Source organism: Limnohabitans sp. TS-CS-82 (assembly GCF_002943475.1).
On the sequence record NZ_PTQX01000015.1, the window covers coordinates 108,700 to 131,206 of the forward strand.

At 59.1% G+C, this 22,507-nt stretch carries 22 protein-coding genes; 18 read left to right on the forward strand and 4 right to left on the reverse strand.

The window, feature by feature from the left end; genetic code table 11:
* Positions 1–37 precede the first annotated feature (37 nt).
* A complete protein-coding gene (gene argH / locus C5F52_RS23840; RefSeq protein ID WP_104800845.1) occupies positions 38–1,486 on the reverse strand; it encodes an argininosuccinate lyase in 1,449 nt (482 codons plus the stop codon).
* Positions 1,487–1,633: 147 nt separating this feature from the next.
* Here argH and hemC point away from each other — a divergent pair, with 147 nt between their 5' ends.
* Genes hemC through C5F52_RS23860 form a run of 4 tightly spaced genes read left to right on the forward strand, consistent with a single transcriptional unit; the run spans position 1,634 to position 5,853 of the window.
* Positions 1,634–2,509, forward strand: coding sequence for a hydroxymethylbilane synthase (gene hemC / locus C5F52_RS23845; RefSeq protein WP_236657996.1), 876 nt, complete (start codon positions 1,634–1,636; stop codon positions 2,507–2,509).
* A gap of 17 nt (positions 2,510–2,526) precedes the next feature.
* Positions 2,527–3,420: a uroporphyrinogen-III synthase gene (locus C5F52_RS23850; RefSeq protein WP_104800847.1), complete on the forward strand. Its 894-nt coding sequence runs from the start codon at positions 2,527–2,529 to the stop codon at positions 3,418–3,420.
* Positions 3,417–4,550 (forward strand): uroporphyrinogen-III C-methyltransferase, encoded by a 1,134-nt coding sequence (locus tag C5F52_RS23855; RefSeq protein ID WP_104800848.1) that lies wholly within the window; start codon positions 3,417–3,419, stop codon positions 4,548–4,550. Before C5F52_RS23850 ends, C5F52_RS23855 begins: the two co-directional genes overlap by 4 nt.
* Before the next feature lies 1 nt (position 4,551).
* Positions 4,552–5,853 (forward strand): heme biosynthesis protein HemY, encoded by a 1,302-nt coding sequence (locus C5F52_RS23860; protein ID WP_104800849.1) that lies wholly within the window; start codon positions 4,552–4,554, stop codon positions 5,851–5,853.
* Between the two features lie 184 nt (positions 5,854–6,037).
* Here the strand turns inward: C5F52_RS23860 and C5F52_RS23865 are convergent, their stop codons facing one another.
* Entirely contained in the window at positions 6,038–9,079 is a 3,042-nt protein-coding gene (locus C5F52_RS23865; RefSeq protein WP_104800850.1) for an Rne/Rng family ribonuclease, read from the reverse strand.
* 561 nt (positions 9,080–9,640) lie between these two features.
* Here C5F52_RS23865 and C5F52_RS23870 point away from each other — a divergent pair.
* From C5F52_RS23870 to C5F52_RS23885, 4 genes are read left to right on the forward strand one after another with little or no spacing between them, the layout of a single operon-like run.
* Positions 9,641–10,654 carry an RluA family pseudouridine synthase gene (locus tag C5F52_RS23870; RefSeq protein ID WP_236657994.1) on the forward strand — a complete coding sequence of 338 codons (1,014 nt, stop codon included), beginning with the start codon at positions 9,641–9,643 and terminating at the stop codon, positions 10,652–10,654.
* 3 nt (positions 10,655–10,657) lie between these two features.
* Positions 10,658–11,317, forward strand: coding sequence for an HAD family hydrolase (locus C5F52_RS23875; RefSeq protein ID WP_104800852.1), 660 nt, complete (start codon positions 10,658–10,660; stop codon positions 11,315–11,317).
* Positions 11,310–11,693 carry a Rieske 2Fe-2S domain-containing protein gene (locus tag C5F52_RS23880; RefSeq protein WP_104800853.1) on the forward strand — a complete coding sequence of 128 codons (384 nt, stop codon included), beginning with the start codon at positions 11,310–11,312 and terminating at the stop codon, positions 11,691–11,693. The genes C5F52_RS23875 and C5F52_RS23880 overlap by 8 nt, the downstream gene beginning before the upstream one ends.
* Before the next feature lie 30 nt (positions 11,694–11,723).
* A complete protein-coding gene (locus C5F52_RS23885; RefSeq protein ID WP_104800854.1) occupies positions 11,724–12,692 on the forward strand; it encodes a S49 family peptidase in 969 nt (322 codons plus the stop codon).
* A gap of 13 nt (positions 12,693–12,705) precedes the next feature.
* On the opposite strand, the gene C5F52_RS23890 is transcribed toward C5F52_RS23885, so the two are convergent.
* Both C5F52_RS23890 and C5F52_RS23895 read right to left on the reverse strand, forming a co-directional pair.
* A complete protein-coding gene (locus C5F52_RS23890) occupies positions 12,706–13,470 on the reverse strand; it encodes an SAM-dependent methyltransferase (RefSeq protein WP_104800855.1) in 765 nt (254 codons plus the stop codon).
* Positions 13,467–14,081 carry a Maf family nucleotide pyrophosphatase gene (locus C5F52_RS23895; protein WP_104800856.1) on the reverse strand — a complete coding sequence of 205 codons (615 nt, stop codon included), beginning with the start codon at positions 14,079–14,081 and terminating at the stop codon, positions 13,467–13,469. The genes C5F52_RS23890 and C5F52_RS23895 overlap by 4 nt, the downstream gene beginning before the upstream one ends.
* 27 nt (positions 14,082–14,108) lie before the next feature.
* Between C5F52_RS23895 and C5F52_RS23900 the strand changes: the two genes are divergently transcribed.
* From C5F52_RS23900 to C5F52_RS23945, 10 genes are all read left to right on the forward strand, one after another.
* Complete coding sequence (locus tag C5F52_RS23900) at positions 14,109–14,648, forward strand: DUF177 domain-containing protein (protein ID WP_104800857.1); 540 nt, start codon at positions 14,109–14,111, stop codon at positions 14,646–14,648.
* Between the two features lie 99 nt (positions 14,649–14,747).
* The gene (gene rpmF / locus C5F52_RS23905; RefSeq protein WP_100131470.1) at positions 14,748–14,930 is read left to right on the forward strand and encodes a 50S ribosomal protein L32; all 183 of its coding nucleotides are present in this window, start codon (positions 14,748–14,750) and stop codon (positions 14,928–14,930) included.
* 70 nt (positions 14,931–15,000) lie between these two features.
* Positions 15,001–16,035 (forward strand): phosphate acyltransferase PlsX, encoded by a 1,035-nt coding sequence (plsX, locus tag C5F52_RS23910; protein ID WP_104800858.1) that lies wholly within the window; start codon positions 15,001–15,003, stop codon positions 16,033–16,035.
* 12 nt (positions 16,036–16,047) lie between these two features.
* On the forward strand, positions 16,048–17,049 hold the full coding sequence (locus C5F52_RS23915; RefSeq protein ID WP_104800859.1) for a beta-ketoacyl-ACP synthase III: 1,002 nt from the start codon (positions 16,048–16,050) through the stop codon (positions 17,047–17,049).
* A 41-nt stretch (positions 17,050–17,090) separates the two neighbouring features.
* The gene (fabD, locus tag C5F52_RS23920; RefSeq protein WP_104800860.1) at positions 17,091–18,041 is read left to right on the forward strand and encodes an ACP S-malonyltransferase; all 951 of its coding nucleotides are present in this window, start codon (positions 17,091–17,093) and stop codon (positions 18,039–18,041) included.
* 22 nt (positions 18,042–18,063) lie between these two features.
* Positions 18,064–18,807, forward strand: coding sequence for a 3-oxoacyl-ACP reductase FabG (fabG, locus tag C5F52_RS23925; RefSeq protein WP_104800861.1), 744 nt, complete (start codon positions 18,064–18,066; stop codon positions 18,805–18,807).
* Between the two features lie 92 nt (positions 18,808–18,899).
* A complete protein-coding gene (gene acpP / locus C5F52_RS23930; protein WP_100131465.1) occupies positions 18,900–19,139 on the forward strand; it encodes an acyl carrier protein in 240 nt (79 codons plus the stop codon).
* 17 nt (positions 19,140–19,156) lie between these two features.
* Positions 19,157–20,401 carry a beta-ketoacyl-ACP synthase II gene (gene fabF / locus C5F52_RS23935; protein ID WP_104800862.1) on the forward strand — a complete coding sequence of 415 codons (1,245 nt, stop codon included), beginning with the start codon at positions 19,157–19,159 and terminating at the stop codon, positions 20,399–20,401.
* A 10-nt stretch (positions 20,402–20,411) separates the two neighbouring features.
* Positions 20,412–20,852, forward strand: a complete 441-nt coding sequence (locus C5F52_RS23940) for a hypothetical protein (RefSeq protein WP_104800863.1) — start codon at positions 20,412–20,414, stop codon at positions 20,850–20,852.
* 10 nt (positions 20,853–20,862) lie between these two features.
* On the forward strand, positions 20,863–22,368 hold the full coding sequence (locus C5F52_RS23945) for a DegQ family serine endoprotease (protein ID WP_369954070.1): 1,506 nt from the start codon (positions 20,863–20,865) through the stop codon (positions 22,366–22,368).
* Positions 22,369–22,507: the final 139 nt, after the last annotated feature.

Sequence of the window (22,507 nt, forward strand, 5' to 3'; positions counted from 1 at the left end):
CCCGAATACTCTGTTCATGCGTGGACTTTAGGTGGACTTAACCCAAGCGTTTGTGATGCCGCGCAATTTGCAAGCGCACCTGCGCAGGTGCGGTGCCCCCCAGCGTGTTGCGGGCATTCAGCGAGCCTTGCAGGCTGAGCGGACCAAACACATCGGCTTCGATGCGGCTGTCGAACTTTTGCAGGGTTTCGAGCGGCAGCTCTGACAGGTCCACACCCAAGCCTTGGGCGGTCTTGACCGCATGGGCCACCACTTCGTGGGCATCGCGAAACGGCAATCCTTTTTTCACCAAGTAGTCGGCCAAGTCGGTGGCGGTGGCGTAGCCTTTTTTCACGGCCGCTTCCATGGCGGCGGCGTTGACGGTGATGCCGCCTTCTTTTTGGCCTGTGGCCGGGTTGACCTGGCCGCCCACCATTTCGCTGAAGATGCGCAGCGTGTCTTTGAGCGTGTCCACCGTGTCGAACAGTGGCTCTTTGTCTTCCTGGTTGTCCTTGTTGTAGGCCAGGGGCTGGCCCTTCATCAAGGTGATCAAGCCCATCAGGTGGCCGACCACACGACCGGTTTTGCCGCGTGCCAACTCGGGCACGTCGGGGTTTTTCTTCTGCGGCATGATGGACGAGCCGGTGGTGAAGCGGTCGGCAATGCGCACAAAGCCAAAGTTCTGGCTCATCCACAAGATCAGTTCTTCACTGAAGCGGCTGATGTGCACCATGCACAGGCTGGCGGCGGCGGTGAACTCGATGGCAAAGTCGCGGTCACTCACGCCGTCCAGGCTGTTTTGGCTGACCTGTGGGTTGCCGTGTTCATCGACCATGCCCAGGGTGCGGGCCACGCGCTCGCGGTCCAGGGGGTAGGTGGTGCCGGCCAAGGCGGCGCTGCCCAGCGGCAGGCGGTTGGTGCGGCGGCGCACGTCGCTCATGCGCTCGGCATCTCGGCTGAACATCTCGACATAGGCCAGCAGGTGGTGCGCAAAGCTCACGGGCTGGGCCACTTGCAGGTGGGTGAAGCCGGGCATGATGACCTCGACGTTTTGCTCGGCCACATCCACCAGTGACTTTTGCAAATCAACCAACAAGTCGATGATCAGGTCCATCTCGCTGCGCAACCACAGGCGCACATCGGTGGCCACCTGGTCGTTGCGGCTGCGGCCGGTGTGCAGGCGCTTGCCAGCATCGCCCACCAAGGTGGTCAGGCGTGCTTCGATGTTCAGGTGCACGTCTTCCAGGTCGAGCTTCCACTCAAAAGCGCCAGATTCAATTTCTTGGGTGATCTGCGCCATGCCGCGCTGGATGTCGGCCAGGTCGCTGGCGCCGATGATTTTTTGCGCGGCCAGCATCTCGGCGTGGGCCAGGCTGCCGGTGATGTCGGCTTGCCACAGGCGCTTGTCAAAGAACACGCTGGCGGTGTAGCGCTTGACCAACTCGCTCATGGGTTCTGAAAAGAGCGCGGACCAGGCTTGGGATTTTTTGTCGAGTTGGTTTGTCATAGGTGGGGGATTTTATCGGGCGGATGGCGCACTGCTAACATTTACAGCTATTGAGCCAAGCTTTTTCACCAGCGAGTTTTTGTTTTGTCCACTGCCCCCACAACCCCCGTTTCCCTGACCATCGCCACCCGCGAAAGCCGCTTGGCCATGTGGCAGGCCGAGCATGTTCAAGCTTTGCTGCAGGCCCAAGGCCACAGCGTGGCATTGCTGGGCATGACCACACAGGGCGATCAAATTTTGGACCGCAGTTTGAGCAAAGTGGGCGGCAAAGGCCTGTTTGTGAAAGAACTTGAAGTGGCGTTGGAAGAAGGCCGCGCCAATTTGGCCGTGCATTCGCTCAAAGACGTGCCCATGGATTTGCCAGAAGGCTTTGACCTCGCCTGCGTGATGACCCGCGAAGACCCGCGTGATGCGTGGGTGTCGTCCAAATACGCGCACCTGAATGATTTGCCACACGGCGCGGTGGTGGGCACGTCTAGCCTGCGCCGTACCGTGCTGCTGCGCGCCCTGCGACCCGATTTGAAGATCGAGCCCCTGCGCGGCAACCTCGACACCCGTTTGCGCAAGCTGGACGAAGGTCAGTACGACGGCATTGTGTTGGCCGCTGCTGGCCTCAAACGTTTGGGTTTGGGCGAGCGCATTCGCCACATTTTTGAAACGACCGAAATGCTGCCCGCTGCAGGGCAGGGTGCGTTAGGCATTGAGGTGCGCAGCCACCGTGCCGATGTGGCCCAAGCCTTGGCCCCGCTGGCCGATGCCGCCACTTGGTTGACGGTGACGGCTGAGCGCGCCGTGAGCCGCGCCATGGGCGGCAGTTGTTCCATGCCTTTGGCTGCGCACGCCACGTTGACCGATGGCGTGTTGCGCTTGCAAGCCGCTTGGGGCGACCCCGAAGGTGCCCCCGTGCTGTTGCGTGCCGAAACCCAGCAAGCCATGAACGCAGCTGACCCCGCCTCGCGTGAGTTGGCCCGTCAATTGGGCGAAGCTGTGGCGGCGCAATTGCGAAGCCTAGGCGCGCACTGATCGGGGCGTTTCAGGCCATGCGTTTGGTCATCACCCGACCTGCTGGCGACGCTGCGTCGTGGGTGAGCGCTTTAGAAGCGGCGGGTCATGAGGCTTGGGTGTTGCCCTTGATCGACATCGCACCCGTTGCCGATCCGCAGGCTGTGCAACAGGCGTGGGCGCAGTGGCCCGACTTTCACGCGGTGATGTTTGTCAGTGCACAAGCCGTGCGTTACTTCTTTGACAGCCAACCCGTGGCCCTGCGTGCGGATGCGTGTCAGGCGATGCATTCGGATGGGGCGAGCGGTCCGCGCTGCTGGGCCACAGGCCCCGGCACGCGCAAGGCCTTGCTGAGCGCAGGCGTTCCTGCTGCGTGCATCGACAGCCCGCCCGAACATGAGGCCCAGTTCGACTCCGAAGCGCTGTGGCGCGTGGTGGCGTCGCAAGTGCAAGCGCTCACCCCTTTGGATTCAGGTGAGCCTCGGCAGGGGTTAACTTCTGGGCAAGGTGCTGCCAGCGCTGGTGCTTCTGCGCAACCCGCTGTTTTGATCGTGCGCGGCAGCGACGAAGGCGCGTCTGCGGCGCAAGCCAAGAGCGGTTCAGGTCGCGATTGGTTGACGCAGCAGTTGCAAGCCTGCGGTGTGACGGTCGCGTGGGTGGCCGCGTATGCGCGCAGCGCGCCGGTGTGGACGCCCGCGCAACGCCAGCAAGCCACACAAGCCGCGACCGACGGCAGCGTGTGGTGTTTTAGCAGTTCTCAGGCTGTCACGCATTTGCAGCAGCTGTTGCCAGCGCAAAACTGGGCCACCGCGCGATGCATTGCCACGCATGCGCGGATTGCGCAAACGGCCGAATCGCTTGGTTTTGGTGAGATTCACACGGCACGCCCCCTGGTAGCCGACGTGGTGGCCTCATTAGAATCACTGGCATGAAGCCAGAGCACGTCGAACCCCCTCCAATTCCAGCCTCTAACGAGCCCGTCACCGAGCCCGTCACCAACTCAGGGCCCGCGTCTGTGGCCGCGCCCGACGTCGCTGTGGCGACGCCAACCGCCGTGTCGGCCTCCAGCGATACGCCTTGGCTGCTGCGTGGTGTGGGCGTGGTGGCCGTGATTGGCGCCGTGGGCATGGGGCTGATGTGGTCCAAGCTCAACGGCATTCAAGAGCAACTCGCGCTGCAAAGCGCGGACACGGGCAGCAAAGCGGTGGAGGCCAAAGCCGCGTCTAAACAAGCCGAAGAACTGGCCCGCGAAACCGCCGCCCGTTTGGCCGTGACCGATGCCAAGCTCAGCGAAGTGGCGCTGCAACGCACGCAGCTCGAAGAGTTGATGCAAAGCCTGTCGCGCTCGCGCGATGAAAACTTGGTGGTCGACATCGAGTCGGCCATTCGCTTGGCGCAGCAACAGTCGCAACTCACCGGCAGCGTGCAGCCTTTGCTGGCTGCGCTCAATTCTGCCGAGCAGCGTTTGAACAAAGTGGCTCAACCTCGCTTGGCCCCGCTGCTGCGCGCTGTCACGCGTGACATTGAGCGCATCAAACAATCGGCGGTGGCAGACACGCCCAACTTGCTGTTCAAACTCGACGAGTTGGTGCGCGCGGTGGACACCTTGCCCTTGCTCAACGCCGTCGGTGCGGCAGCGCCCAAACCCAAAGCGCCACAGCCTGTGGCGCAGACCACTTGGGCACGGGCCATCAGCATGAGTTGGTGGGAGCAAGTGCTGGCCGATGTCTGGGACGACGCGCGCAGCTTGGTGCGCGTGAGCCGCATCGACCGCCCCGAAGCCAGCCTCTTGGCCCCTGATCAGAGCTTTTTTGTGCGCGAAAACCTGAAGCTGCGTTTGCTCAATGCGCGCTTGGCTTTGCTGGCCCGTCACTTTGAGGTGGTGCGTTCCGACTTGGCGCAAGCCACCGACGATTTGGTGCAGTACTTTGACACCAGCAGTCGCAGCGGCGCTGCCACTTTGGCGCTGGCGCGTGAGGTGCAGGCGCAGTCCAAGCAAACGGAGTTGCCGCGGGTGGACGACACCCTAGCCGCACTCACCACAGCTGCAGCGGGGCGTTGAGATGCGAGCCGCTTTGTGGTTGATTGCGCTGTTCGCGGTGGCCGTGGCCTCGGCGTTGTTGGCGGGGGGGAACAACAGCACGGTGACCGTGTTTTGGTCGCCGTACCGCGTCGATTTGTCGATGAATTTGGTGTTGCTGTTGCTGGTGGTGCTGTTCACAGTGCTGCACTTTGCGTTGCGGGCCTTGTCGGCTTTGTTTGAATTGCCGCACCAAGCACGACGCTGGCGTTTGCAACAAAAAGAACGTGCCATGCACGCCATGCTGCTTGACGGGTTGACGCAGTTGATGAGCGGGCGATATGTGCGTTCGGCCAAGTCCGCTGAGCAAGTGCTGCGCTTGGAGGTGTTGCTGGCGCAGACGCGTACGGCCGACGATGTTGCACCTCGCCATGTGCAGCAGTTGCGCGTGTTATCGCATTTGATGGCCGCCGAAAGTGCGCAAGCCTTGCGCGACCGCGAAGCCCGTGAAACCCATTTGCAAGCGGTGCTGGACGAAGCCCAAGGCAGCACCAGCGAAGCGGTGTTGGAAGTGGTGGAGGCTGCGCAACTCAGTGCCGCCCGTTGGTCGCTGAGCGACCGCGATGCACCTGCTGCGCTGCGTTGGTTGGATGGTTTGCGTCAAGGCACAGCACGCCGCACGTTGGCATTGCGCATGCGCCTGAAGGCTTCGCGCATTGAGCACAAATTTGAAGAGGCGTTGGACACGGCACGTTTGCTGTCTAAGCACGGCGCGTTCACCGGCGCTGCTGCGCACAGTTTGTTGCGTGAGTTGGCCATTGCCAGCCTCAACAACGCCCATGACAGCGCGCAGCTGCAACGTGCTTGGGACGGGTTGGAGCGTCAAGAACGCGACTTACCCGAGGTGGTGTTGCACGCGGCAGACCGCATGATGCGCTTGAGCGGTGATGCCAACTTGGTGATGCCTTGGCTGACCCCGCTGTGGAACCGCATGGTGCAGCAGCCCGACAGTTGCACGCCCGACATGCGTCTGCGCGTGACACACATGCTGGCGCGTGCGTTGGTCTTGTTGCCCGTTGATGCCGAATGGTTGGCCAGCATCGAGCGCGCACGCCAGACTTACCCGCGTTGGGTGGAGTTGTCGTATCTGGCCGGCATGGTGTGCTGGCACCACGCACTGTGGGGCAAGGCACAGCAGATGCTGGAGCAGGCGGCGCCTCAGTTGTCTGTGCCTGAAATGCAGCGTCAGGCTTGGCGCACCTTGGCTCTTTTGGCCGAGCACAAAGAAGAAACGACGCGTGCCCAGATGTGCTGGAAACGCGCCGCTGAAGTGACCTTGGTTTGAAAGTGATGCTGGCTGAAAACGCTCAATGCCTTGATGCCTTGATGCATGGATGTGCAGCTGCACATAAAAAACATGCCCTGACATAAGCATGAAAGTCAGGATGGGGACCCCAAACAAAAACGGCCTAGAGTGATCTAGGCCGTTTTGTTTGGTGCTTCCATCACCCCTTGCGGGGTGGGGTGGTTTACAGGTCCTTGCGGGTCTCAACCAGTACCAGAGGGCCTTCGTCCACGACCACGACAGGTGGGCGTTCGCGGGGCACATGCACGGGCTTGGGCTCTGCCGCAATGGCGGCTTGAACGGCTGCGACGCGATCTGCATCTGAATTTACCCATTCCAAACCACTGCCTTGGGCAATGGCGTGTAACTCAGGCAAAGACAAAGCAAACGCTTGCACTTTAGGCATGCTGTTGGCAGCCGCTGGCGCAGTTTGCGCCACAGCTGTTGCAGGCGCTGGTGCAGCTTCTTGTGCTTCACGGCGAGGCGCACGGTCTTCACGAGGTGCGCGCTCTTCACGTGAGGTACGTGCTTCGCGGGGTGCACGTTCGCGAGGCTCTTGCTCGTGGCGAACTTCGGGCTCGCGACGCTCGTCTTGCGCATGCTGGACGGGGGCTTCGTGGCTGGTTTCGCCGCCGTTGTCGGCTGCGGGTGCGTCACCTTCTTCACGTGGGCCACGTTCGGCACGCTCGCCACCGCGTTCGCGGCGGTCACGGCCGTAGCGGTCACGTGAACGGCGTTCACGACGCTCGCCACCGTTGTCGTCGGTTTGCGGGGCTTGGCCGTCTTGGGCCGCTGCGTTCACGTCGAGTGGCAAGGCTTCTGTTTGGCCTGCGTCGTCTTGGCGAGGAGCGCGTTCACGGCGACCTTCACCGCGGCCTTCGCCACGGGGTGCGCGTTCGCGACGGCCTTCAGAGCGACCTTCACCACGCGGTGCGTCATTGCGGGTTTCACCGTTCTCGTCCGTGCGGGCTTCTTCGCTGCGTTGTTCCCCGCGTGTGTCAGCACGTTGCTCGCCGCGCTCTTCACGCGCCATGCGTTCGTTGCGGGCTTTGCTGCGGGCTTCGGCTTGCGCTTCGGGGCTGGCGTTGTCTAAAGCTGCTTGGCCTTCAGGGGCGCGACCGTTTTGTGCGTCACCGGTTTGACGGTTGCCGCCACGGTTGCGGTCTTGGCGTGGGCCACGACCTTCACCGCGAGGTTCGTTGCGACCGCCTTCACCGCGTTCGTTGCGGTTTTCGAGGTTGCGTTCGCCGCGCTCTGGACGCTCTGCGCGCTCAGGACGATCACCGCCGCGTTCTGGACGGCCTTCGCCGCGTTGCTCGGTGCCACGTTCTGCACGTTCGCCACCACGCTCGGTGCGTTCGCCGTTACGGCCACCGCGACCACCACGGCCACCGCGTGCCGAGGCACCGCGACCGTCGCGACGTTCTTCTTTGCGCTCGCTGGGCTTTTTCTCTTCCACAGCAGGCTTGGCCGTTTCAGCGTTGCCGCTACCAAACAAACCTTTGATCCAACCGAACAAGCCTTTGCTGGCTGGTGCTGCAGCGGCAACGGGTGCGGCTGCTTTAGCGGCTGCAGGTGCAGCTGCCTTGGGCGCGGCCACAGGCTTGGGCAAGTGCACCGGTGCGGGCGCATCAGGCAAGACGCCTTTGATGATGGGCGTTTGCTTGTTGGTGGGTTCTTGCGAGCGACGGGTCACGGCGGTTGGGTCTTCCACCACTTCGACCATCTTGTAGCTGGGCTCAATGCGGTCCAAACGCGGGTCGTCGTGCTTCAAACGCTCCAACTTGTAGTTGGGGGTTTCGAGCGACTTGTTGGGCACCAGCAGCACGTTCAAGCGTTGTTGAATTTCGATCTTGGCAATCTCGGTGCGCTTTTCGTTCAACAAGAACGAGGCCACTTCCACCGGCACTTGGGCGTACACAGCGGCCGTGTTGTCCTTCATGGCCTCTTCTTGGATGATGCGCAAGATTTGCAGCGCCGAGCTCTCGGTGTCGCGCACGTGGCCAGAGCCACCGCAGCGTGGGCAAGGAATCGAAGCACCTTCGCTCAGCGCAGGGCGCAAGCGCTGGCGGCTCATTTCCATCAAGCCGAATTTGCTGATGGTGCCGAACTGCACGCGGGCGCGGTCTTGACGCAGCGCATCGCGCAAGCGGTTTTCCACGTCACGGCGGTTGCGGCTTTCGTCCATGTCAATGAAGTCGATGACGATCAGGCCGCCCAAGTCGCGCAAGCGCATTTGGCGGGCCACTTCGTCGGCGGCTTCGAGGTTGGTACGGGTCGCTGTTTCTTCGATGTCGCCGCCTTTGATGGCGCGGGCCGAGTTGACGTCCACCGAGACCAAGGCTTCGGTGTGGTCAATCACAATCGCGCCGCCGGAGGGCAGGTTGACGGTGCGGGCGTAGGCCGACTCGATTTGGTGTTCGATTTGGAAGCGGCTGAACAGCGGCGTTTCGTCCGTGTAGCGTTTCACGCGGGCGGCATGCTCGGGCATGACGTGGGCCATGAACTGCTGCGCTTGGTCGTAAATGTCATCGGTGTCGATCAGGATGTCGCCGATGTCGTGGTTGAAGTAGTCGCGGATGGCGCGGATGACCAAGCTCGATTCTTGGTAAATCAAGAACGCGCCTTTGGCACCTTTGGCGCCATCGATGGCGGTCCACAACTTGAGCAAGTAGTTCAAGTCCCACTGCAACTCAGGGGCGCTGCGGCCAATGCCTGCGGTGCGCGCGATGATGGACATGCCGTTGGGGTATTCCAACTGGTCCATGGCTTCTTTGAGCTCTGCGCGGTCGTCACCCTCGATGCGACGGCTGACGCCGCCACCGCGTGGGTTGTTGGGCATGAGCACCACGTAGCGACCGGCCAAGCTGACGAAGGTGGTGAGGGCTGCGCCCTTGTTGCCACGTTCTTCTTTTTCCACTTGGACCAACAGTTCTTGGCCTTCTTTGATGACGTCTTGGATGCGCGCTTGGCTCACCGACACGCCTTGGGCGAAGTACTGTTTGGAGATTTCTTTGAAGGGCAAGAAGCCGTGGCGGTCTTCGCCGTAGTCCACAAAGCAAGCTTCGAGCGAGGGCTCGACACGGGTCACAACGGCTTTGTAAATGTTGCCTTTGCGCTGTTCGCGGCCTTCAATTTCGATTTCGTAGTCGAGCAGTTTTTGACCGTCGACGATGGCCAGGCGGCGTTCTTCCGACTGGGTGGCATTGATGAGCATCCGTTTCATGATGCAGTCCTTCACGTTCTAAATCTTCACAGGCCCATGACGGGCCAACGATGCCGGAACGAACGTCAGAAAACGAAGGGAATTGCCGCTGAGACCGTCGCCGCTGCGCTAATCAAGTGTGAGATTAGCGAAGGGGACGGTGGTTGGGCGCGTGGATAAGGGCAAGAAGTCGCGGTTGTCCTGTTGTCGAGTGCGTGGCTTGATGAGCCGGTGCAGGGGAGACAGGGCTGGTCCAGCGGGCAAAGATGCGACGCGCAACGCTGCACACAGTTCGTGGCAAAAGCCACTCTGTACAGAGTTCTATCAACATCCACATTGCCACAACCATCGTTTTTGCTTCTCGCAGTGATCCGTTGTGAAGGCTTTTTAAAAAGAGCCGCCACAACTTGGGGTATTCCATTTCGGTGTTTTCTGAGCATCGGCTCATCTTTTGGGGCGAGTGCCACTCAGTCTCTTGGGTACTGTGTCTGCGTCTCGGGCACAAAAGGGGCATCGACCTTACCGCGTTTGTCAGTCCATGATCTAATCTGTGTTAAATCAAGGACTTAGAGCAAAACGCTGGTGAATCACATTATAGGGGCTACGGCCCCAACCCCTACCCCCTCGGTAAAAACCCTGACCGTCGACGAAGACTCGGCCGGTCAGCGCTTGGACAACTTCCTCATGCGCCACCTCAAAGGCGTGCCCAAGACCCACGTCTACCGCATCATCCGTTCCGGCGAAGTGCGGGTGAATAAGGGGCGTGCGTCGGCTGAGCAGCGTGTGGAGACGGGCGACTTGGTGCGCTTGCCGCCCGTGCGCATCTCGGCTCAGGTGCAGGCCAAGGCCGATGCACCGGCTCCCGCCCGTGAATTCCCCGTGCTGATGGAAGACGAGGCCATGATGGCCATCGACAAGCCCGCAGGCGTAGCGGTGCACGGTGGCAGCGGCGTGAGTTTTGGCGTGATCGAGCAACTGCGCCGCGCCCGACCTGCGTCCACCAACTTGGAGCTGGTGCACCGCTTAGACCGCGAAACCTCGGGTGTCTTGTTGGTCGCCAAAAAACGCAGCGCGCTGAAGCATTTGCAAGACCAGTTCCGCGACCGTGAAACCGGCAAAACCTACATGGCTTTGGTGCTGGGGCTGTGGCCGTCCAACAAGAAGGTGATTGACCTTCCGTTGATGAAATACACGGTCGACACGGGCGTGGGCGAGGGCGAACGTCGCGTCAAAGTGGTGGGCAAAGACGACCCCAACGGCATGCGTTCCATCACCTTGGTGCGCGTGGCGCGCACGGTCGGACCGTTCACTTTGCTGGAGGTGACCATCAAAACAGGTCGCACCCATCAAATTCGCGTGCATTTGGCCAGCCAAGGTCATCCGATTGCGGGTGACGACAAATACGGTGAGTTCGAGAAAAATAAGCAATTGCAAAAAATGGGCCTCAAGCGCATGTTTTTGCATGCTTGGCAGCTGAAGTTTCAACACCCGCAAAGCGGGCGTTTGGTCAGTTTGCAAGCGCCGTTACCGCCCGAGTTGCAAAATTTTGTGGACTCGGTGCAGCCGCCCATCATCCAACCCCATCTCGACGTTTAAGCCATGCGCCCACGCCAGTTTGATTTGATTGCCTTCGATTGGGACGGCACGCTGTTTGACTCCACGCAAATCATCACCCGCTGTATTCAGTCAGCGGTGGTCGATGTCGGGGGCGCCAAGCCCACGCAAGAAGCCGCTTCCTATGTGATTGGCATGGCGCTCATGCAAGCCTTGGCCCATGCGGCGCCCGATGTGCCGCAAGACAAGTACCCGCTGTTGGGCGAGCGTTACCGCTTTCACTACATGAAGCATGCCAACGACATCAGTCTGTTTGACGGCGTGCTGCCCATGTTGACCGCCTTGCGCGAACGTCACCATTGGTTGACGGTGGCCACGGGCAAAAGTCGCCGTGGTTTGGACGATGCACTGCACACCTCCGAGCTCAAAGGCGTGTTCGATGGCTCACGCACGGCCGACGAAACGGTAGGCAAGCCGCATCCGCGCATGTTGCATGAGCTGATGCGCGAGTTTGGCGTGGACCCTGAACGCACCTTGATGATTGGCGACACCACCCACGATTTGCAAATGGCGGTGAACGCCGGCTGTGCCAGTGTGGGCGTGAGCTACGGCGCGCACGACCACGGCCAGTTTGAGCCTCTGAATCCCCGCTTTGTGGCGCACAACGTGAGGGAGTTGCACGATTGGTTGTTGGCCCATGCCTGATCAAGCGGCATCCCTCATTCCTCTGTGCAACAGTGCCGATCTGGCCGAGGCTGGCCGCGCTGTGCCGTTTGATGTGGTGTATGCCGGTCAAACGTGCCGCGCATTTGCCATTCGTTTTGAAGGCCAGCCGCAGGCTTACCTCAACCGCTGCACCCATGTGGCAATGGAGATGGATTTCCAGCCCGATCAGTTTTTTGACGCCAGTGGTCGTTGGTTGCTGTGTGCCACCCACGGCGCCGCTTATGCGCCTGATACGGGCGCGTGTGCGGGTGGTCCGTGTCGCGGCGGCTTGGTCAAAATTGACCTCTCTGAGGCCGATGGCGTGGTGCACTGGCATACTGCTTACAACTTGAAACCGTTTGAGTTTCTGGATTGATTTTTTGCTTTTTATTCTTAAGAGTCTGTCATGTCTGAGTCTTCAATGCCCCCTGAAACCCCTAGCCACAAAACCGTGTGGGAGCGCGACACCTTAGAGCGTTTGGCCTTCGCCACGCTGGCAGAGCAACGCGCGAGCCGACGCTGGCGCATCTTTTTCCGCATGGCATGGCTGCTGTTGGCCATTGTGTTGGTGTGGACGGGGGCGCAACGTGCAGGTGTTGGGGGCAGCAACCCCAGCCAACCTCACACAGCCGTGGTGGCGATCAAAGGCGAAATCGCCGATGGCGCCGATGCCAGTGCCGAGTGGATCGTCACCGCCTTGCGTGCCGCTTTTGAAGATGACGGCGCCCAAGCGGTGGTGTTGCTCATCAATTCACCTGGCGGTAGCCCCGTGCAAGCCGGCATCATCAATGATGAAATTCGCCGCTTGAAAGAAAAGCACAAGAAGCCGGTCTATGCGGTGGTGGAAGAGTCGTGCGCGTCCGCCGCTTATTACATTGCTGTGGCCGCGGATCAAATTTACGTGGACAAGGCCAGCATCGTTGGCAGCATTGGCGTGTTGATGGATGGCTTTGGCTTCACGGGTTTGATGGACAAGTTGGGTGTCGAACGTCGCTTGATGACGGCGGGCGAGAACAAAGGATTTTTAGACCCTTTCAGCCCTCAAACCAAAAACCAACGCGCACACGCCCAAACGTTGTTGGACCAAATTCACCAGCAGTTCATTCAGGTGGTGCGTGAAGGTCGCGGTCAACGTTTGAAAGAAACGCCCGAGATGTTCAGCGGCCTGTTCTGGAGCGGCCAGCAGGCCATCGAACTGGGTTTGGCTGACGGTTTGGGCAACTTAGACTTCGTGGCGCGCGAGGTGGTGAAGGCCGAAGACATCATCGACTACACCCGTCACGACAACGTGGCCGAGCGTCTGGCCAAGCGCTTTGGCGCGGCGATGGGCGAAGGCGCGGTGCACGCTTTGCAGCGTCAACCGGCCGTTCGCTGAGCACAAGTCGCGCTCATTTGCCGATCAAAAACACGGTCGGCTCACCTGAAATTTGCGATTTCCCAGCGCTGCGCCAAGCTTGCACGGTTTGGCTGTGCACTTGCATGCTGGGTAAGGTCAAGCCGCTGGCGCGAGCCAAACGCGTGTTGCCTTGTAGGCCGTTGACCAAGGCTTCCCAGAGGGCTTGGTTGCGGTAAGGCGTTTCGATGAAGAGTTGGGTTTGGCCTGTTTTTTGGGCCAAGTTTTCCAACTCACGCAGACGTTGCGTGCGGGCTGCGCCGTCTTGCGGCAAGTAGCCGACAAACGCAAAATTTTGCCCATTCAAGCCGCTCGCTGCCAAGGCCAGCAACAGTGAAACGGGGCCTACCAAGGGCACCACGCGCAAGCCCAGCGCATGCGCGGCGCGTACCACCGAAGAGCCAGGGTCTGCCACGGCGGGCATGCCGGCTTCGCTGACCAAGCCCACATCGGCGCCCGTCAATGCGGCTTTGAGCAAGGGTTTGGCATCAAAGTCACCGGTATGGTCGCCTTTTTTGTGCACTTCGCGGGGCAATTCAGTGATGGTGTTTTCTTGGATGGTTTTGGCCAACGGCACATGGGCGTCTACGCGTTTCAAAAAGGCGCGTGTGCTTTTGGCGTTCTCAGTCACCCAATGTGTGATGCCTGCGGCGATGCGCAAGGTTTCTTGCGGCAGCACATCGGTGATGGGGGCTTGGGTGTCGCAGCCAAAGTCCAGTGGGGTGGGGACCAAATAGAGGGTGCCTTTGGTCGTGCTCATGGTTGGATGGCTCTCAATAAGTCAATGCCTGCCGCGCGCAGCATGCGGGCGGTGCGGATGAGGGGGAGGCCAATCAAGGCAGTCGGATCGTCGTTGTCAATGGCGTCGAGCAGGGCGATGCCGAGGCCTTCGCTTTTGGCGCTGCCAGCGCAGTCGTAGGGTTCTTCGGCTCTTAAATACGCTTCGATTTCGGCGTCGCTCAGGTCGCGAAAGCGCACCTTGACTTGTGCAACATCGAGTTGTTCAAACTGCGTGCGCAAGCAGACCACCGCCACGGCAGTTTGAAAGATGACCGTTTGGCCGCGCATGCGCTGCAGTTGCTGCACGGCGCGCGCGTGGGTGCCGGGTTTGCCTAAAGGCTCGCCTTTCAAGTCGGCCACTTGGTCTGAGCCGATCACCACCGCTTCGGGGTGGTGTTGCGCCACGGCATGGGCTTTGGCAAGGGCCAAGCGACTTGCCAAAGCCAAGGGGGTTTCTTGTGAGAGAGGTGTTTCGTCCACATCGGGGGCGACCACGTCAAAGGGCACGCGCAAGCGGCTCAGCAGTTCGTGGCGGTAGCGGGAGGTGGAGCCCAAAATCAAAGCGGGCGTTGAGGTGTGAAGGTCAGACATGGCATGGATTCTCTTACACTGCCAAGCATGAAAAACGACATGAACCCCTCTCATTTAGATGTTGCCGCTTTTGCGAAAGCTCAAGTTCGCCTAGAAGGTGACACGCCTTTGGCGCAGTTCGCGCGTTTGGCCGAAGACTGCGCGGGCGAGTTGACGGGCAACGTGACGTGGGCGGCGCAGGGCGCGATGGAGCCGCAGTCTGGCGGTCAAGATGAGGTGTGGCTGCATGTGGAAGCGCATACCCACGTACCGTTGACGTGTCAGCGCTGCTTGAGTCCTGTGTCTGTGGCGCTTGAGATTGCCCAAGATTTCCGTTTCGTGGCCGATGAAGAGACCGCCATCGCCGAGGACGAAGAGTCCGAAGAGGATGTGTTGGTCATGACCGATGCCTTTGATTTGATGGAACTCATTGAGGATGAGTTGCTCATGTCTTTGCCGCTGGTGCCTATGCATCAAGCATGTCTGAGTGAGCAGACCCCCATTTCCAAGGAGGAAGAGGCCATTCTTTCGCAAGAAAAACCCAATCCATTTGCGGTTCTCGCGGCGCTGAAAACGCGCAAGTCCTAAAAACCGAGGAGTTGGGCTATAATTTAAGGCTTCGTGTCACGCTGACCCCGGTTGGTTTGTGGCCCAATGATCAACCACATTTAGTTCCAGGAGCCGATCATGGCTGTTCAGCAAAACAAAAAATCTCCTTCCAAGCGCGGTATGCACAACTCGCACACAGCTTTGACCGCTCCCGGTACAGCTGTTGAGCCAACCACCGGCGAAATCCACTTGCGTCACCACATCAGCCCTACAGGCTTCTACCGTGGCCGTAAAGTGTTGAAAACCAAATCAGAAGCTTAATTTCTCTGCTTCTCACTGGCCCGTGGCCCTTTAGGGTGCCTCGGGCTTTTGTTTTTTTGCGAGAGCCCAAATGATCACTGTATCTGTCGATTGCATGGGCGGCGACCATGGTCCGCGCGTCACATTGGCGGCATGCCGCCGCTTTTTAGAGACTCACGCGGACGCACAACTGTTGTTGGTGGGTTTGCCTGAGGCTTTGTCTTCATTCGTACATCCGCGTGCGCGGGTGGTGGCGGCCACGGAGGTCGTGGCGATGGATGACCCAATCGAAGTGGCGCTGCGTCGCAAGAAAAACTCGTCCATGCGGGTGGCGATTGAGCAAGTCAAAGACGGTGCTGCACAAGCTGCGGTGTCCGCCGGTAACACGGGCGCCTTGATGGCGATTGCACGTTACGTACTCAAGACCATGGACGGCATTGACCGCCCAGCCATCGCAGGGCGCATGCCTAACTTCAAAGGTGGCGGTACCACCATGCTCGACCTAGGGGCCAACGTTGACTGTAGCCCCGAGCATTTGTTGCAGTTTGCGGTGTTGGGTTCGGCCTTGGTGTCGGTGTTGGATGACATTGAAAGCCCTTCTGTTGGCTTACTCAATATTGGTGAAGAGGCCATCAAAGGCAACGAAGTCATCAAAAAAACCTCCGAACTGTTGCGAACTGCTGCGAACGCTGGCGACTTGAATTTTTATGGCAATGTCGAAGGCAATGACATTTACCAAGGCACCGTTGATTTGATCGTCTGTGATGGCTTTGTCGGTAATGTGGCCCTGAAAGCCAGTGAAGGCTTGGCTCACAAGATCAGTGAAACGCTCAAAAATTCGTTTACACGCAGCATCTTCACGAAAATAGCAGCCTTTTTGTCTTATCCCGTTTTGTCTGACTTCAAAGACAAGGTGGACCACCGCCGTTACAACGGCGCGGCGTTGTTGGGCCTCAATGGCATCGTGTTCAAGAGCCACGGTTCTGCGGATGAAGTAGCCTTTGAGACCGCTTTGAACCGCGCGTATGATGCAGCCCACCATAACTTGCTCGAACGTGTGCGCTCTCGAATTGCCCATGCAGCACCTTTGCTGCTGTTAGGACAAACGAATCAAGTAGCCACCTGAGCCTACTGATTGATGACTCGTTTTTCCCGAATCACTGGCACCGGAAGTTTCCTCCCCCCTCGCCGGTTGACCAACGCCGATTTGGTCGCAGAGCTGGCAACACAAGGTGTTGAAAGTTCAGACGAATGGATCGTTGAACGCACAGGCATTCGTGCACGTCACTTTGCTGCGTCTGAGATCATGAGCAGTGATTTGGCGTTTGAAGCCGCTAAGCAAGCACTCGATGCCGCAGGCCGACGCCCCCAAGACATTGATTTGATCATCGTCGCCACGTCCACGCCGGACATGGTGTTCCCCTCAACCGCATGCATCTTGCAGCACAAGTTGGCGCAGTTGGACGAGGCGGCGGCGGGTATCGCTGGCGCGCCTGCCTTTGATGTGCAAGCTGTGTGCAGCGGCTTTATTTATGCGCTGACCGTGGCCGACGCCATGATCCGTGCGGGCTCTGCCAAACGTGCGTTGGTGGTGGGCTCTGAAATTTTCTCCCGCTTGCTGGATTTCCAAGACCGCACGACGTGCGTGTTGTTTGGTGACGGTGCGGGTGCCGTGGTGCTCGAAGCGTCAGAGACCCCTGGCATTTTGGCCACAGACATCCACGCCGACGGCAAGCATGTGGGCATCTTGTGTGTGCCGGGTCATGTGCGCAATGGCAACATTTTGGGCGACCCTGTGCTCAAGATGGACGGCCAAGCGGTGTTCAAACTCGCTGTGGGCTTGTTAGAAGGCGCGGCACGTACCGTGCTTGACAAAGCTGGCCTGAAAGACACGGATATCGATTGGTTGATTCCGCATCAAGCCAACATCCGCATCATCCAAAGCACCGCCAAAAAGCTGAAATTACCCATGGAGAAAGTGGTGCTGACCGTGCACGACCACGGCAACACCTCTGCGGCGTCCATTCCTTTGGCTTTGGACAAGGCCGTGCGCAGCGGTCAGGTCAAAGCAGGGCAGACACTCATGCTTGAGGGCGTGGGTGGTGGTTTCACTTGGGGCGCGGTGCTGCTCAAGTTGTAAGTCTGCATCAGACTTGATGTGACACACTTTTAAGACACGTTATGACTTCATTTGCTTTTGTATTTCCAGGTCAAGGCTCTCAATCCGTCGGCATGCTCGACGCTTGGGGCGACAACCCTGTGGTGGCGCAAACTTTGGCCGAGGCCTCTGACGCCATGGGCGAAGACCTGGCCAAGCTCATTCACGAGGGCCCCAAAGAAGCCTTGGGCCTGACCACCAACACCCAGCCTGTGATGTTGGTGTCTGCGGTGGCCGCTTACCGCGCGTGGCTGGCCGAAGGTGGTGCTGTGCCCAGCGTCGTGGCGGGCCATTCTTTGGGTGAGTATTCTGCGTTGGTCGCCTCGGGCGTGCTGACGCTGGCGCAAGCTGCGCCGTTGGTGCGCTTTCGTGCGCAAGCCATGCAAGACGCGGTGCCTGTGGGTACGGGCGCCATGGCCGCTATTTTGGGTATGCCTGCAAACCAAGTGATCGCGGGTTGTGCTGAAGCGCAAGCCACTTTCGGTGTCGGCTCTGCCGAAGTGGTGGAGGCGGTGAACTTCAACGACCCCGGTCAAACCGTGATCGCTGGCAGCAAAGCCGCGGTGGAGAAAGCGTGTGAAGTGCTCAAAGCCAACGGCGCCAAGCGCGCGTTGCCTTTGCCTGTCTCTGCCCCGTTTCACTCCAGCTTGATGAAGCCTGCCGCCGATCGATTGAAAGAAAAATTGGCGGCCACGACTTTTGCACCCGCACAAATTCCGTTGGTCAACAACATCGATGTCAGCATTGAAACCGATGCGGATCGCATGCGCGATGCCTTGTACCGTCAAGCCTTTGGCCCTGTTCGTTGGGTTGAGTGCGTGGCGGCCATCAAGGCGCGTGGCGTGACCACCTTGGTCGAGTGCGGCCCAGGTAAAGTGCTGGCGGGCATGACCAAGCGCATCGATGCCGAATTGACCGGCTTGCCTTTGTTTGACCCCGCCTCGTTGGCCGATGTCAAAGCCGCGCTCGCTTGAACCCTCTGAACCTATTTTTCGTATGACCCAACACACACAACACATCGCTTTGGTGACCGGTGCCTCACGCGGCATTGGTGCTTCGATTGCGCAAGAACTGGCCAGCCAAGGTTACTTGGTCATTGGCACGGCGACGTCAGATGACGGTGCCGCCAAAATCAGCCAAGCGCTGTCAGCCCATGCCGGTTGCCGTGGCGCCAACTTGAACGTGAACGACGCTGCTGCCGTCGACGCGCTCATCGACAGCATCACCAAAGAACACGGCGCCTTGCATGTGTTGGTCAACAACGCTGGCATCACCCGCGACACCTTGGCCATGCGCATGAAGGACGACGACTGGGATGCCGTGCTCGACACCAACCTCAAAGCCGTTTTCCGTCTGTCGCGCGCCGTGATTCGCCCCATGATGAAGCAGCGCTACGGCCGCATCATCAGCATCACCAGCGTGGTGGGTGCATCTGGTAACCCCGGTCAAGCCAATTACGCTGCGGCCAAAGCCGGCGTGGCCGGTATGACCCGCGCTTTGGCGCGCGAGTTGGGCAGTCGCAACATCACGGTTAATTGCATTGCCCCCGGTTTCATCGAGACCGACATGACGGCGTCATTGCCTGAAGAACAGCAAAAAGCGTTGCTCAGTCAAATCCCCTTGGGGCACCTGGGCAAGCCTTCTGACATCGCACATGCCGTGGCTTATTTGGCCGGCGTGAACGCCAGTTATGTGACTGGCCAAGAATTGCATGTCAATGGCGGCATGTTCATGGCTTAAGAGCTCTGAAGCCGTCAAAATCAAACAGAATTAATACGGTCGGTCCGTCCGGTTAAAATTGCGGACTTATTCACAACCCTCTGAGGGAACCCATGAGCGATATCGAAACACGTGTCAAAAAAATCATTGCCGAACAACTTGGCGTGGAAGAGTCACAAGTCACCAATGAAAAAGCCTTCGTGGCTGATTTGGGTGCCGACTCCCTGGACACCGTGGAACTGGTGATGGCCTTGGAAGACGAATTCGGGATTGAAATTCCTGATGAAGATGCCGAGAAAATCAACACCGTGCAAAACGCGATCGATTACGCGTTGACCCACAAAAAAGCCTAATTACTAGGAACTTCCGCATGAGCCGTCGTCGCGTTGTAGTGACCGGTCTAGGTTGTATCAGCCCCGTGGGTAACACGGTCGCTGACGCCTGGGCCAATCTTTTGGCCGGTAAATCCGGCATTGGCACCATCACTCGTTTTGATGCGTCCAATATCAACTGCCATTTCGCAGGTGAAGTGAAAGATTTAGATTTGGACCAATACATTTCGCCCAAAGAGGCGAGGTCGATGGACAAGTTCATCCACTACGGTGTGGCGGCAGCCATGCAAGCCGTTCAAGACTCAGGGTTAGCCACTGGCGATGCCCTGAGCGAAGAAGAAGCGACGCGCATTGGCGTCGTGATTGGCTCTGGCATTGGCGGCTTGCCGCTGATCGAAGACATGCACAGCGAACTGTTGGCCAAAGGCCCACGTCGCATTTCGCCGTTCTTCGTGCCAGCGTCCATCATCAACATGATTTCTGGTCACGTGTCCATGCGTTTTGGCTTCAAAGGCCCGAACCTGGCCGTGGTCACAGCCTGTACCACGGGCTTACACAGCATCGGTGAAGCGGGTCGTCACATTGAGTACGGCGATGCCGACGTGATGATTGCAGGCGGCTCCGAGTGCTGTATGTCGCCTTTGGGCGTGGGTGGCTTTGCCTCCATGCGCGCACTGTCGACACGCAACGACGATCCCGCGACCGCCTCGCGTCCTTGGGACCGCGACCGCGATGGTTTCGTTTTGGGCGAAGGTGCGGGTGTGTTGGTGCTCGAAGAGTACGAACATGCCAAAGCACGCGGTGCCAAGATTTATGCAGAGTTGGGTGGCTACGGCTTGAGCGCCGACGCTGGCCACATGACGGCACCCAACATGGACGGTCCACGCCGCGCCATGCTCAGTGCGCTGCGCAACGCAGGTGTCAACGCCGATCAAGTCGATTACTTGAACGCGCATGGCACCTCTACGCCGCTGGGTGACATCAACGAAACCAATGCCATCAAAGCGGCTTTGGGCGATCACGCCAAGAAGACCGTGGTGAACTCCACCAAGTCGATGACCGGCCACTTGTTGGGCGGCGCTGGCGGTATTGAAAGCGTGTTCACGGTGTTGGCCATCCACCACCAAAAGAGCCCACCCACCATCAACATCTTCAACCAAGACCCCGAGTGCGACTTGGACTACTGCGCCAATGTGGCGCGTGACATGAAGATCGACGTTGCGCTGAAAAACAACTTCGGATTTGGCGGCACCAACGGCGCGTTAGTTTTTAAACGCATCTAAGGTTTTCGCCATGCACAACGCCCCATCGGTTTCATATCCGGTGGGGCGTTGTGCTTTTCAACGTGTCACTTTTGTCGCCTTGAGCGGCATCACAACCTCCGTGATGCTCGTTTGGTTCATGCTTCAGCCTGTGAGTTGGCCCATGTGTGTGAGTGCTCTAGCCACCTTAGTCGGCATCGTGCTCGGCTGGCGCAGTTGGCAAACGCCAGCGGGCACCCTGAGTTGGGATGGTCAGGTGTGGTGCTGGCACAGCCGCGGTGATCGCTTGGACGATGAAATTGGCCACATTGCCGTGGCGCTTGATGTGCAAAACACCTTGCTTTTAAAGTGGCAGCCCTTATCTGACACACTGATGGCCCGTCGCTGTTATCTCTGGCTTGGCCGAGAGCGTGCAGCGAGTCGTTGGCAAAATTTACGTTGCGCGGTGTATGCCCGCATTCCTTTGCGTTGAAAGAGAACCCATGACCACACCACGTTCATTCACCCGTTTGGTTTTTCCTCGTTTCACCCTCGCATGCTCGGCGCTTGTTGCTGCGATGTGCGTGAGTTTGTTGGGCGGTGTGAGTTTGACATTCACACCTCCAGCCAACGCGCAAAGCGTGCGTGGCTTGCCAGACTTCACGGAGTTGGTCGAGCAAGTTGGTCCTTCAGTGGTCAACATCCGCACCCTAGAGAAAGCCGCGGTACGCGAGACCCAAGGCAACGGTCCTGACGAAGAGATGCAAGAGCTGTTTCGCCGCTTCTTTGGCGTCCCCATGCCCTCGCCCAACGCGCCGCGTCAGCAACGCCCCAATCGCCCGCAACAGCCGGAGCAAGAGCAGCCACGCGGTGTGGGCTCTGGCTTTATCTTGTCGAGCGATGGTTTTGTGATGACCAACGCCCATGTGGTGGATGGCGCCGATCAAGTGCTCGTCACTTTGCCCGACAAACGCGAGTTCAAAGCCCGCATTGTGGGTTCAGACAAGCGCAGTGATGTGGCCGTGGTCAAGATCGAGGCCACAGGCTTGCCTGCCGTGAAGATTGGTGATGTCAACCGCTTGAAAGTGGGCGAATGGGTCATGGCCATTGGCTCTCCCTTTGGTTTGGAAAACTCAGTTACCGCAGGCATCGTCAGTGCCAAGCAGCGTGACACAGGCGACTATTTGCCCTTCATCCAAACCGATGTCGCCATCAACCCCGGCAACTCCGGGGGGCCTTTGATCAATATGCGCGGTGAGGTGGTGGGCATCAACAGCCAAATCTATTCACGTTCCGGCGGCTTCATGGGGATTTCCTTCTCGATCCCAATCGACGAAGCGGTGCGCGTGAGCGAGCAACTGCGTGCCACAGGGCGTGTGCAGCGCGGACGCTTGGGGGTGCAGATTGACCAAGTCAGCAAAGAGGTGGCCGAGTCTTTGGGGTTGAGCAAGCCGCAAGGGGCTTTGGTGCGTGGCGTGGAGCAGGGCTCACCCGCAGAGAAGGCGGGCTTGGAGCCGGGTGACATCATCTTGAAGTTCGATGGCAAAACGCTGGACAAATCGGCCGACTTGCCTCGTCTCGTTGGCAACACCAAACCTGGCACACGCGCCAATTTGCAAATTTGGCGCCGTGGCAGCTTGCGCGATCTGGCGATCACCGTGGGCGAATTTGAGGCCGACAAGCCTGAAAAGAAAGCCTCAGCGCCCGTTGAGAAGCCTCAAACGGCGAATGCCACCAAAGTGCTGGGTTTGACCGTCAGCGATTTGACCGATGCTCAGAAGAAAGAACTCAAATTGCGTGGCGGTGTCCGTGTGGATGCGGTGGCTGAGCCAGCGGCACGCGCGGGTATTCAAGAAGGTGACGTGATTTTGGCCTTGGCCAATGTCGAAACGCCCACGGCACAGGCCTTTGACGCCATGGTGGCCAAGCTCGATCGCAGCAAAACGGTCAGTGTGCTGATTCGTCGTGGTGAGTGGGCCCAGTACACGGTGATCCGCCCCAATCGCTAAATCCACAAACCGCAGTCGGGTTTAGGGGCTAAAAATATTTTTAAATATTTTTAGCCCTGTTCCCCAGTCGGTGCATCGGGGTGCCAAAAAGAGGTTCAAGCGCTTTTTGTATAGAATCGAGAGGCTGAATGTGCTTTTG

Bases quoted from the DNA above. Each gene is read 5' to 3' on its own strand.
- C5F52_RS23900 (WP_104800857.1), top strand. From the start codon at position 14,109: ATGAAAAACGACATGAACCCCTCTCATTTAGATGTTGCCGCTTTTGCG.
- acpP (WP_100131465.1), top strand. From the start codon at position 18,900: ATGAGCGATATCGAAACACGTGTCAAAAAAATCATTGCCGAACAACTT.
- fabG (WP_104800861.1), top strand. From the start codon at position 18,064: ATGACCCAACACACACAACACATCGCTTTGGTGACCGGTGCCTCACGC.
- C5F52_RS23860 (WP_104800849.1), top strand. From the start codon at position 4,552: ATGCGAGCCGCTTTGTGGTTGATTGCGCTGTTCGCGGTGGCCGTGGCC.
- C5F52_RS23865 (WP_104800850.1), bottom strand. From the start codon at position 9,079: ATGAAACGGATGCTCATCAATGCCACCCAGTCGGAAGAACGCCGCCTG.
- fabD (WP_104800860.1), top strand. From the start codon at position 17,091: ATGACTTCATTTGCTTTTGTATTTCCAGGTCAAGGCTCTCAATCCGTC.
- C5F52_RS23850 (WP_104800847.1), top strand. From the start codon at position 2,527: ATGCGTTTGGTCATCACCCGACCTGCTGGCGACGCTGCGTCGTGGGTG.
- plsX (WP_104800858.1), top strand. From the start codon at position 15,001: ATGATCACTGTATCTGTCGATTGCATGGGCGGCGACCATGGTCCGCGC.
- C5F52_RS23855 (WP_104800848.1), top strand. From the start codon at position 3,417: ATGAAGCCAGAGCACGTCGAACCCCCTCCAATTCCAGCCTCTAACGAG.
- C5F52_RS23940 (WP_104800863.1), top strand. From the start codon at position 20,412: ATGCACAACGCCCCATCGGTTTCATATCCGGTGGGGCGTTGTGCTTTT.
- C5F52_RS23885 (WP_104800854.1), top strand. From the start codon at position 11,724: ATGTCTGAGTCTTCAATGCCCCCTGAAACCCCTAGCCACAAAACCGTG.
- rpmF (WP_100131470.1), top strand. From the start codon at position 14,748: ATGGCTGTTCAGCAAAACAAAAAATCTCCTTCCAAGCGCGGTATGCAC.
- C5F52_RS23945 (WP_369954070.1), top strand. From the start codon at position 20,863: ATGACCACACCACGTTCATTCACCCGTTTGGTTTTTCCTCGTTTCACC.
- C5F52_RS23875 (WP_104800852.1), top strand. From the start codon at position 10,658: ATGCGCCCACGCCAGTTTGATTTGATTGCCTTCGATTGGGACGGCACG.
- C5F52_RS23895 (WP_104800856.1), bottom strand. From the start codon at position 14,081: ATGTCTGACCTTCACACCTCAACGCCCGCTTTGATTTTGGGCTCCACC.
- C5F52_RS23915 (WP_104800859.1), top strand. From the start codon at position 16,048: ATGACTCGTTTTTCCCGAATCACTGGCACCGGAAGTTTCCTCCCCCCT.
- hemC (WP_236657996.1), top strand. From the start codon at position 1,634: ATGTGGCAGGCCGAGCATGTTCAAGCTTTGCTGCAGGCCCAAGGCCAC.
- C5F52_RS23880 (WP_104800853.1), top strand. From the start codon at position 11,310: ATGCCTGATCAAGCGGCATCCCTCATTCCTCTGTGCAACAGTGCCGAT.
- argH (WP_104800845.1), bottom strand. From the start codon at position 1,486: ATGACAAACCAACTCGACAAAAAATCCCAAGCCTGGTCCGCGCTCTTT.
- fabF (WP_104800862.1), top strand. From the start codon at position 19,157: ATGAGCCGTCGTCGCGTTGTAGTGACCGGTCTAGGTTGTATCAGCCCC.
- C5F52_RS23890 (WP_104800855.1), bottom strand. From the start codon at position 13,470: ATGAGCACGACCAAAGGCACCCTCTATTTGGTCCCCACCCCACTGGAC.